The organism is Streptococcus sp. 263_SSPC (genome assembly GCF_001071995.1).
Classification (GTDB): Bacteria; Bacillota; Bacilli; order Lactobacillales; family Aerococcaceae; genus Granulicatella.
This window is the reverse complement of record NZ_JVNU01000049.1, coordinates 79060-90426: the sequence shown is the minus strand read 5'-3', so window position 1 is coordinate 90426 and position 11367 is coordinate 79060. Positions and strand designations below refer to the sequence as shown.

At 37.9% G+C, this 11367-nt stretch carries 10 protein-coding genes; 2 read left to right on the top strand and 8 right to left on the bottom strand.

What is annotated here, in order from left to right:
• The first annotated feature begins 218 nt into the window (after positions 1–218).
• Positions 219–932, top strand: coding sequence for a 16S rRNA pseudouridine(516) synthase (locus ADH02_RS07410; RefSeq protein WP_048783805.1), 714 nt, complete (start codon positions 219–221; stop codon positions 930–932).
• A 109-nt stretch (positions 933–1041) separates the two neighbouring features.
• Here the strand turns inward: ADH02_RS07410 and ADH02_RS07405 are convergent, their stop codons facing one another.
• On the bottom strand, positions 1042–1923 hold the full coding sequence (locus tag ADH02_RS07405; RefSeq protein WP_048712242.1) for a DMT family transporter: 882 nt from the start codon (positions 1921–1923) through the stop codon (positions 1042–1044).
• Positions 1924–2087: 164 nt separating this feature from the next.
• Between ADH02_RS07405 and ADH02_RS07400 the strand changes: the two genes are divergently transcribed.
• Positions 2088–2627 (top strand): TetR/AcrR family transcriptional regulator, encoded by a 540-nt coding sequence (locus ADH02_RS07400; protein ID WP_048783802.1) that lies wholly within the window; start codon positions 2088–2090, stop codon positions 2625–2627.
• A gap of 74 nt (positions 2628–2701) precedes the next feature.
• Here the strand turns inward: ADH02_RS07400 and ADH02_RS07395 are convergent, their stop codons facing one another.
• The 7 genes from ADH02_RS07395 to ADH02_RS07365 all read right to left on the bottom strand — a co-directional run bounded on the left by ADH02_RS07395 (position 2702) and on the right by ADH02_RS07365 (position 11367).
• On the bottom strand, positions 2702–3838 hold the full coding sequence (locus tag ADH02_RS07395) for an acyl-CoA dehydrogenase family protein (protein ID WP_048783794.1): 1137 nt from the start codon (positions 3836–3838) through the stop codon (positions 2702–2704).
• A gap of 203 nt (positions 3839–4041) precedes the next feature.
• Positions 4042–4821 carry a hypothetical protein gene (locus ADH02_RS07390; protein ID WP_048783792.1) on the bottom strand — a complete coding sequence of 260 codons (780 nt, stop codon included), beginning with the start codon at positions 4819–4821 and terminating at the stop codon, positions 4042–4044.
• Positions 4796–5461 carry an SEC-C metal-binding domain-containing protein gene (locus ADH02_RS07385; RefSeq protein WP_160312871.1) on the bottom strand — a complete coding sequence of 222 codons (666 nt, stop codon included), beginning with the start codon at positions 5459–5461 and terminating at the stop codon, positions 4796–4798. The genes ADH02_RS07390 and ADH02_RS07385 overlap by 26 nt, the downstream gene beginning before the upstream one ends.
• Before the next feature lies 1 nt (position 5462).
• Positions 5463–6569, bottom strand: coding sequence for a nucleotidyltransferase domain-containing protein (locus ADH02_RS07380; protein ID WP_048783789.1), 1107 nt, complete (start codon positions 6567–6569; stop codon positions 5463–5465).
• 163 nt (positions 6570–6732) lie between these two features.
• Entirely contained in the window at positions 6733–7107 is a 375-nt protein-coding gene (locus tag ADH02_RS07375) for a DUF6985 domain-containing protein (protein ID WP_048783788.1), read from the bottom strand.
• The gene (locus ADH02_RS07370; protein ID WP_048783786.1) at positions 7100–7801 is read right to left on the bottom strand and encodes an HNH endonuclease; all 702 of its coding nucleotides are present in this window, start codon (positions 7799–7801) and stop codon (positions 7100–7102) included. Before ADH02_RS07370 ends, ADH02_RS07375 begins: the two co-directional genes overlap by 8 nt.
• Positions 7801–11367, bottom strand: coding sequence for a helicase HerA domain-containing protein (locus ADH02_RS07365; RefSeq protein ID WP_048783784.1), 3567 nt, complete (start codon positions 11365–11367; stop codon positions 7801–7803). The genes ADH02_RS07370 and ADH02_RS07365 overlap by 1 nt, the downstream gene beginning before the upstream one ends.

The window sequence follows — 11367 nt, the reverse complement described above, 5'->3', positions numbered from 1 at the left end:
TTCTTTGTTCAGTTTTCAAAGGTCAATCGTTGTTTTGCAACAACGTTAGATATATTACCACGCTCATACTTTCGTTGCAAGAAATATGATTTGATGTTTTTGTCATCTTGCGCGACAACGTTTAATAATTTAACACAGGATAAAGAGAACGTCAACGAATAACTACTCGATTTTTGAAAAAAATTGTATAATCGAGAAAACGACTTGGAGGAGGGCCTATGAGACTCGAACATCTATTAATGAAACATCTGGTGCTGAGCCGCCGTGAAATGAAGAAGCTCATCAAGAATGAAGCCGTCTTAATCGATGGAGTTCCGGCCACTCACGTCAGCAACAATGTCGACGGGACCTTGCAAGTCATCACGGTGGGCGGGACGCGGATTCACGACGATAGCCAGAAGTACTATATGCTGAATAAACCTCAAGGCGTCATCTCCGCTACGACCGATAAGGAACATGCGACGGTTATCGACCTCTTCGCAAACGAGAACGTCGAAGGCCTCTATCCGCTCGGACGACTCGACGGGGATACTGAAGGACTGCTGCTCGTGACGAATAATGGTCCGCTGGGTTATCGTATGCTAAATCCCGACCAACATATCGAAAAGGAATATTATGTAGAAGTTAACGGTCCGCTAGACGAAGATGCCGTAGATACCTTCAAACGTGGCGTCACCTTCCACGGTGGGTATCAATGTAAACCAAGCACGCTTACGGTCATCGAAAGTAGCGACAGCTTGAGCCGTGCGACTGTCACCATCTCTGAAGGAAAATTCCATCAAGTGAAGAAGATGTTTCTATGTATTGGTGTGAAAGTGACCTATCTTAAACGGATTCGCTTCGGAGAATTTGTCTTAGACGAGAATTTGGCTCCCGGAGAATACCGACCTTTAAACGAAGCAGAACTTCAACTTGTTAAGACTTATTTCTAAAAAAGCAAAATGTAACATAAAAGTTACGTAACTTTTATGTTACATTTCGGTTGTTCAACTAAACAAATAAGCTCGCCTGCACAACGCAAGCGAGCTTTTCTACTATATTTTACTCTTCAATACCATCATGAGAAGAATACCATGCTCCTACTGCCATCAACATTAGTGCAATAAAATAAGTAACTTCTGGCATCTGACCAAAGATTAGAATAGACAGGAAAGCTGCTATGAATGGAGAAACAGCGTAATAAGCGCTAGTTCTTGCCGCCCCAAGAAGCCGTTGAGCATGAACATAAAAATAAATACTTAGTCCATAAGACACAATGCCTAAAGCCATAACCGCAATGACGCTCCAAAGATTCATCAATCTCTCACCAAGCGCTAAACCAATTACGATAGAGCCAATTCCAGAAAATATTCCCTTTAACAAGACAATCTCTAACGGATCACAGGAAGAAAGTTTTCTGGTGCAATTATTTTCCAATCCCCAGAAAACAGCAGCCAATAATACAAATAAAGAACCATAGGAAAACTCTAGACTCGAAAAATCTTCAAAAGACAAGATAACACTAGAAAAGGTTACGAAAAGAATTCCCATCCATAACCGTTTACTGATACGTTCTTTAAAAACTACTAACGCAATCAGCGCAGTCGCAACAATCTCAAAATTATTTAACAAAGAGGCATTCGCAGCAGTTGTTGCGCTTAGCCCTATCAACATACAGATTGGCGCTGCTATATCTAACAAGACCATAGCAACCGTATACGGCAATTCCGCTTTACTGAGATGAATCTCAGTGATTTCAGCTTGTCTCACTCTTCTTAAAACTGCAATCAAGCTCATTCCAATACCTGCACCTAAATATAAAAATCCTGCCATTAATGTGGGCGGCATTTCATTTAATAATACTTTTGAAAAAGGAGAACTCACCGCATATAGTACTGCAGCAAGTATCGCCATGATTATCCCCTTCCGCATCTCTTGTTTCATATACTCACCCCTTGAAATCTAATAATAAATACTGTATATTTTGTACACTATCGAACACTTTGTATCGTAATTATATAGAATTATAATTTTTCAAAACAACAGTCATTTTAGTATTTCTGTAAGATAACGAACATTTTTAATAAATTGTACGGAGGATTCTTCCTATGGATCGACGACAACAAAAATCACGAAAAGCTATTTTTGAAGCTTTTAGTCTTCTTTTAGAAAAGAAGCGTTACAGTAAAATTACTGTGCAAGACATTATCGATACCGCTAATGTTGGACGGAGCACTTTTTACGCACACTTCGAGACAAAAGACGAATTATTAAACGCTATTTGCGAAGAGATTTTTGACCATATCTTCGAAAGTCTTCACACTGACGATTCATGCACTTTAAAGGATCGAAACAGCGCATTATCCAGTAAACTCTCTCATCTATTATGGCATCTACGAGAGCAAAAAAATAAGATTAGCGCATTTCTGATTGATGAAAACAGTGAACTCTTTTTAAGATACTTTAAGCAACACTTAACCATTCTTTTTGCTGATTTTTCTAACAGCGCAAATAAATCCATCCCTAAGGCGTTCGTCACTAATCATTATGTGACGAGTTTTGCGGAAACTGTCAAATGGTGGTCGAGTAACGGAATGTCTCTTCCTCCAGAAGTGGTTGTTGAGTATTATATGCAATTAATTCGTTAATCCTTTCGCTATTTCTTTCGACAAATAAGCTCGCCTGCACTACGCAAGCGAGCTTTTCTACTATATAAATGAAATTATTGGATCGGTCCTAAGAGAATATTTGCCCACGCATCATGTAATGACTCTTGGTCACTTGGTTGGAACAAGCCAGCCAACACATCGCGGTATAAGCGAGATAATTCTGTACGGTTGAAGTATGAACTACCACCACATGCACGGACGATTTCTTCCACGGCTTTCTTCGATACTTCTACTGAACGGTTCTTAATAGAAGATAAACGAGGCAACCAGATGAAGCTGTATTCCGTGCTTGATTCAAGTGTGTCGCTCAACTCGTTAATTTGCGGTTGAATGCCGTCGAGCATAATCGCCGCTTCCGCAATTCTCCAGCGAATGTTTTTGTCGTTAGCATAAGGCGCATCATTCGATACAGAGTGACGAGTTTTCACCGTTTCTACTCCGATTTCTAGCGCACGTTTCCCGATACCGAAGTACGTTGCCGCCAGTAAAATTTCGAAGTACGCGAAAATACCGAATACCACTGGATCGAAACTTGGTCCAGGAGCGACTTTTGTGAGAATTTGCTCTTCTGCTGCGAAGATACCTTTCAACTCAACGCTGTTTGATTGCGTCGCACGCATGCCCATTGTATCCCAGTCGTCTTTTACGATGAACGTTTCTTTGTCTGGTGTTAAATACGCAAAAACTGAGAGTGGTGACTCGCCTGTATTATCTTGCCCAAATGAAACCAACTTGTCGCAATATTTGCCCATTGATAGGAAGACTTTCTTGCCGTAGAAACGATACGCGCCGTTCTCTTCAGGACGAGCCTCAGAAATCGAACCGAATAACACGCGATCGTTCGATGGTTCAGAAATCCCAAACGCTAACAACTTGCCTTCTGCAGCATCGCGAAGGATTTGTTCTCCCTTCTTGTTGCCAAAACGAACCATGTGCTTGCCAAGGCCGACAATAATTTGGTGCATGTTCACCCCAAGCGCAGTCCCTGGAGCCGCCATCGCAAGACGCGTTTGTTCCTGCGCAATTTCTTTAAGAGATAAACCGAAACCGCCGTACTCTTTTGGCACGAACGCCTTCAAGTATCCTGCCTCTTTTAGCGCTGCATAGTCTTCCGCAGGCCACGCATTCTCTTTGTCGTAACGCGGTGCACGCTCATGAATTTCTTGTAATAACTCTTCCGATAAAAACATAAAAAGCCTCCTTAATGGTTGTACATCGTTAGTATACGATTAGGGGCGGGTGGATGGCAAACGTAAGACAACGGTTGCAAGAAAATTTCGGCACTAAAAAGCACACGGCCGTGTACTAAAAGCCATGTGCTTCATCCGTTAATAATATTTTCTGTTTTACTTCTGTCGTTTCTTGCTCAAAGGTAAAAACATGCATACGATTCTCAAGAGTGCGTATTTGTATATATAGAATATTTATTTTTAATTATGTTCCATTCTTTGCTAAGATCATTATTTAATTCTAAAAATATCCTTTTCGAAAGAATAATTTTCGACTCAAATACTGTATTTTCATATTTTAACAACAATAAAAGTACTTTCGATATGAAACTCTCTTCTATTAATATTTGTTTTTCATAGTAGTTGCATAATTCATTAGCACTTTTATATACTTCTTCAGATCTTTTTTTAAGATTATTTATTTTAAGACCTCTATTTAAAATACTACCAGACAGTAAAATACCTAATATTATTGATGAATAGTCGTCCATACCATTTAAGAAAACATTTGATAAAAAACTTAGTAAAACGATACCAGATAGTACAAAATACATTGTAGTCATTTTCTTTGCAATACGAGAAGTGAATAATGCGTTTTCGTGAATATTTGCTAATAACTTTATTTCCATCGTATTAATAGACGAGTTATTATAATATGGTTCGCTATCATAGTTTGGGAGTCGTTTTTCATTAAAACTATTATCAAAAAGTCCCAATGTTGTAAGTTGATGACCCTCATCAAAATAATAATCTCGACCATAAGTAAGCACGAAGTCTAAAACTAATAATAAAGACGTTAAATATAAGAAAATAGTATGCGGGATACCCCCTTTTATCGCCTGATAAATAGCTATTATAGGTGTTAGGGAGTTAAAAAAGCATTGAAGGCTAGCTAACCTTTTAGAGATAACAAAACTATTATTTTGAGGAGTTTCTGGTCTCATGTGTATTATCCTCCGTAAGTATCGAACTTGCTTCTTTTAGAAACTCTTGTTTATATTCATCGTTATTAATAAACGGTAGAATATATTGGCCATGACAATCTCGTAATCTTTTTCCTGAACCACAGATGCAAGGCTGATGTCCTCTATATTGATTAAAATAAATCATAGCCGCCATTTTTCTATATTGTTCTGTTGTCAGCCCTAAATCATCTAAATAATATTCAAGAGCCCCTCTATATCCATGTTTTCTATCCCCAAAAGGATATGTCTTATATTTTTCAAACCAATCTAATGTATAAAGAAAAGCATGTACAAACCTTTCAACAAAAGCGATAAAAGACTTATTCTCATTCATAAAACAAATCATTTCTCCAATTGTAGCTAAACAAACTTTCCCATTTGGATAAATATGTTCAATATCTTTCGGAGGGTCAAAAATATACAGTTCAGGGATATAATTGGGAAAATTTTTATTAACTGTTAGTTTTATTTCCCGTTCCCCTTGCGCAATACAACAATTATATTCTAATGAATATTTATATTCCCCTTGAATGGTGTACTCTTCTGCATTTTCAATCAAAGTTAATCTCGGTTGATTCTCTAGTATACTTTCAATTTCAGAAACTAATTTATAACTCATGCTATTTTTTCCAAGGTTTAGTTGGTGTAATTTTTGTTGGATTTTGGAAAAATTCACCAAAGACCTCCATATTAATGTCATTATGAATACTTCTTTTGAATTGCGACTCATCATCAATACTCATAAACCTACTTAACTCTTCAATCCATGTATCCATATTTTTTAACCTGTTAACCGTATATCTTTCGATAAGATTTTCTCTCAAATCAACAGGATTTAAGATCTCACCATATTGCATTATCGAAATACTTTTATTTCTATATTTAGTTATAAAAGTATTAACTATATCAACAACCGATAAAAAACTTTCATCTTTTATACTATCTGCAATTAAGGCAGATAGTATGATCGATGATGGTTTGTCCCCTTCTAATCTACTTCTATCATAGTAAATATCCCTATGTCTCTTGATAAATTGTACAGCCCTTTGCAAATTTGATCTATAATAGTAAACAGGTATTTCTTCCGAACTTAAAAAAAGACTTCTTATATTTTCCGGCAACTTGTTATATTGCTGAATTCTCATACCAGTCGTCAAATGCTTATTACTTATTTCTAAGAACCACTCCCCAAATCCAAGCGAATTACTTGTAAGCCATTTGTATTCATAAGTTTCTTTGTCTGTTATCGCAACGGTTTTCGCTACTAATAAGTCCGAAACTCCTGAATTAACAATTTGATTCTTTATTAAGATATCTTCTTCTACAGATGGAACGATATCCAATGAAAAACCAATTTCATCAGTTACCTTTGCATATTTCAGAGTCCAACAGTTTCTATCTTCTTTCTCTAATTTATCTGAATAAATACCGCTTTCTTTTAAACATGCCCCGATATCATTTTTTACACTTTTTGCATCTGTATCTTCTTTTTTTCTGTTAAGTATCACCAAAACATCTAAATCATAATCATGATTTTTTCCATCGCGGTACGGCCGAATTGTTGTACCTATCAAGAATGACCCTTGTGGATAAAAGGTTGAATCTAGCCCTTGCTCCTCAAAATATTTTGCCAACGCATTATATTTATCTCTTGCATTTTTCTCCATTGTTGGAGATAAATCCAAATTAGATAGCGATTCCCATATAACTTTATCTCTGTTTGCCATTTTTATCCTCCTAATTATATTTACTTTAACAATTTATCCTTTCACCTTACAATTCTACCCGTTCAACCTTTCACAATCAATATCGATTTTTATATATTTTCTATACAAAAAAGCTTAGAAATACGCGATTTCTAAGCTTTCTCATTCTATATTTCTGCTAGCTTTATAACACTAAGTCTTGGTATCCGACTTCTTTGAATTTTTCGTTTTCGAAAATGATGGCTAAGCCATTTTCCATGTCGAATTTAAAGTCGCACATTACAGCTACAACTCTATCCTTAACTTGCGGAACAGAGATTGTTTTAGGAATGACATACTTGAAGATGTTATCTACCTCTGTAATGCCATTGTCCTTCAAGCCGTTTTCTAAGATGTATTTCACAACTTCGGGTTTTGCAGCGTTAATCAATTGTAAGTTGTTCTTAAATCGTTCTACTGCTTCCTTTTGTGTTTCTGTACTATCTTCTCCACTAAACTTCTTCACGATGATTGGTAGTTCAAACTCTCTACCCCAGATTTCAGTTTTAATCTTACTCATCAAATTCACCTCCGTTATTTTGAGCATCGCGAACTTTACATTCAGACACACCGCCTAGATGTTTGCAACACTGATGAATATCACTTGGTACTAAATCCATTGTTTTTGTATCACAACGCTCATGCCAAGTGTACTTTTGCTCTGGATCTTTTCTGAAATTATAGACATCCTTGTCTGTCCAATCCGTTCTCCCATCTTTGCCTTGCGTATTCCATTGTTCGGCTAGTTTAGCATCCGCTTGAGAGAAGTTTCCGGCCTTCCATTCACCATCTTCTTGATAATCATTACGATTTTCCGTCATATTATCGATTGTAACAGTAGCAGATGACACCTCAGAAAAATCAGGTTCAAGACCTTTATACTCAATCCCGTCTTTGCCCAATTCTGCAAGTTTCTCTTTACATGCTGCACCTCGTTCTGTTGCGTCCGATGGAATAAACTTAGAATGACCTCGTTCGCCTTCGAACGTTCCGTTTTCGCCATCTCGTGGCACTTGATTCAATCGAGCTTCATAGGAATTATACTTCCCTCCAAATTCATACTCATCCGCTTCAATATTATCAACAGAAAACGACGCTTCTAAGATTCCTTTTGCTTCTTCTAAAGTCAGCTCTGTTTGCGGTTCAATCTCAATAGATTTCTCAACGGCTGTCACTTTAATTTCCGCCGTTTCTAAAGATTTTATCTCATTCATTAGAACACCCTCCCTTTTTCTTGATATACTTCCGTAAATCTCGTCAACACTCCATCGTAGGACGCATCCCGCAATTGTTGCTCATATAAAATTAACCTTACGGCCGTATTAATTTGCTTGTTGGAGTAAAGCTTTATAGACGGCTTTAACTGTTCAACAAGTTCACGTGTCCACTCAATAATATCGTTAGTGTGTTTTACTTTAATAATGGTATCTTCTACAGAGAAGAAATCATAGACGAGCTGTCTGAAAGCAGCCCACGCCTCTTCTCCGTCTTTTTCAAGATAATCCATAAACTTGCACTTCACTTGTGTGTCTAAGTTTGAGTGAATCACTCTCGACTTAATTACCCTCAAGTCTTCCTTATTCGCTCTTCTGAAAATCCCTCTTTCCATGATGTAATCTAACAAGAATACTTCTATATCAATTTTGTAATCTCCATCAAGCTTCTTAGGAGTATATTGATATGGCTTTTCATCGATATCGACTCTATCAACCTTACATAAGACAGGTTGTACCCATTCATTTTGGTATACAGCCCCGACCCCACAAGGAAGTTTTGCCAATTCTGTAATTTGATCTTCATTCAGATTCGCTGCTCTTCCGACCAACTCTCTATCCGTTTGGTCTGGAAGTCGGAGAATAATTTTCGTATTCGTATTTCGAATCACCGACATATCCATCAATCCCGGTGCTTGGTCAACAATAATAAATCCTTCTCCATACGTACGCATTTCCGCAATCGCATTTGAAAGCATCTCAACACTCTTTCCGAGTAAGTTGCTTCCTTCTGACGAACGTTCACTTGAAGTTCTTCTTAATAGATTATGGGCTTCTTCAAGGACCGTAATATGATTCAACTCAGCGTTCATTCCGTTTGCTTGAGACATACGGTACTCTTGCAGTTTTAATACTAGCATTCCCATGATTAGCGATTTTGTTTCACTAGAACCGACACGGCTAAGGTCGACAATCACATTCTCATCAAACAATTGTGTCGCGCCAATTTCATCCGAAACAAAAATCATTCCGTTAATTCCGTTACATAAAGATTCTAATCTTGTTAGTAACGAACCTTTATAGGCCCCTTTATTTTCCGCATCATATTCACTTGAATCAATAATGCTTTTCACATTTCTAGCCACATCCGCAAAGGTTGGATATAACTCTTCGTCATATTTGTTTTGGGATTTAACAAGATCCCAGCCACAATCTACGTATGACTTTTCAACAGCACTCTTTAATACTGCTGGCATTGCCGCATACATTGGCCAACAAACATTAAAGATTTCTACTAATCGATCCATATGTTCTAGAACATGAATGTTTTTAGGGAAACTGAATGGATTGATTCTGAGAAGTTCGCTGACAAGTGGATTCGTCCCCAATACTGTCACATCATTTCTATGACCAAACACATTCTTATATTCACCTTTAGCTGGCTCTACCACAAGGAACTTAACCCCTTGTTTTCTAGCACGCTCAATCATCTGGTAGACCGTATTACTCTTACCTGAACCGGTACTACCCGTAATAAATGTATGTGAAGCTAACGATTGTTTAGAGAGAGCCACTTCTGTATTTTCCATTCGATTCATATGGAATACATGACCGAGTTTAATTTCGGATTCACCTCGATAAACATCATCATAGGTCACTACATTTCTTCCAAATTCAACACATTCTAGTACAGGAAGGCCTGCAACTGATTTTTTAGGGAAGTTCAATGAGTATGCCAATTCTTTTCCAGATAGACTCGTGGTTGCAGTTACAATCGGCGGATAAACGATAAATTCAGTTTCTTCGTCTACCTCAAGTTTCACTTCATTATCCTCTATCTTTCCTACCACTGCAGGATTCAATCCAAACACTGGATGACGAAGTGTCTTAATATACTCAGTGATTTCTTTTGCTTGCCCAGCCTCATCTTCTACATTTCCACGCCAAGTATTGATGGCAGATTTAGACATATATGAATCTTCACCAAGCGTTAGCGCTAAATACGAATGAGCCACGTTATTCGCTACATTTGGATCTTCACTAATCACGTAAGCTGCAAAATCCCACATTCCAAGCGCCGTACTCTGTTCGAAACGTTTCATCTGTCCTTTAAGCATTTCCAACGCGTATTGAATATTAAAGTTCGTAAAGTTCTGTGTGATTCCTTCGTTTTTACCTAGCATAACTGTAGTCGTAGAAGAACGAGCAAAGTTCGCACCAATATTTGCACCAAATCCTACGCTCTTAGTAGCGCCATTTGTCGCCGCAATCGAATTAGTAACTGCTCGACCTAGAGTGTTCGCAACCGCTGTTCCTACCGTTCTGCTAGTACTATCAGCCAAAGTCTTTGCAGTTCCCTTAGCAATTGTTTCGACTGCAGTTTTTCCAAGAGATTTGGCAGTGCTACTATTCCAGGCTTCGCCATAGTTAACTTGAGTTGCGGCATTCACACCGAAGCCATGAGCTCCTGCAGATACTCCTGCAGATGATCCTCCGCCTTGTGTTTCAGTATAACCTGTTGATTCAGCATTCGTTTCACTTGTACCTTCCGAAGTACTATGCGTGTCACTTTTTGTATAAGATTCACCAGTCGTAGCTGTATCACTTGCAGATTCGGTATCTGTACGAGCACTGCTATCAGATGTACCTTGACTCTCTGTAATAGCAGTATTGACTCCGTTCTGGACTCCAGCACTGGCCCCAACATTCACACCAACAGTCGCAGATGAACTAACACTTTCGTTCTCTGTTCTTTGGAAATTTGTAGACCAGGAAGCATAAGGGGCTAAGCCTGAATAGAATTCTCCCAATTTTATTTTTCTATCTTCTACATCAAGAATCGGAGTCGCTAAAAGAATAATCGTATATTCTTTCTTTTTCGTTTCTGGAACAATCCCATCAATTAGTTTTTCAATCGTTTGGCTAATAAACTTTTCTGATTTTTCCGCTGGAATATTGGAAGCCGTTGCGACAGAATATTTTTTATCTTCGATAAAGCAAGGTAATACGCCTAACCCCTCTTCTTTCCACTCAGCTCCAGGAAAATTACCTCTTATTGCTTCAACGATTTGATTCTTATAGTTATCAACATCAGTACTACTCGTTGAATTTTTGTTATTCACAACTGCTAAATACACATTAGTCGTATTCTGTTTACGATCAAACACTAAAGCAATGTTGCAATCATCGTTAGAAAGTACTGCGTAGACATTAACCAGTTTTTCTAAGTTATTTTCTTTCTTATCTGTAACCCATTTTGTAATGTTGATGTAGCGAATGTTATGCGCATCATCAAACTCTTTTCCAAATTCAGCCTCATTATTGAGTGGCAAGTAAAGGTCCTTAATCTGCGGAAGATATGCATTAAAGATTTCGACACTGCTTGCAGCCATCAAACGTTCCGTCAACTCACGCGCAGTAGCATCGTTTGGATTCGGAGTTTCTAGCAAATATTTTTCACGTAATAACTGTACGTTTTCTAACTGTTCTGGACTCAAAGAAGATAACTTAGCAACTTGGTCTCCAGCTTTTCCAGCCATTTTCTTAATGGCATTTTTAATTCCCAT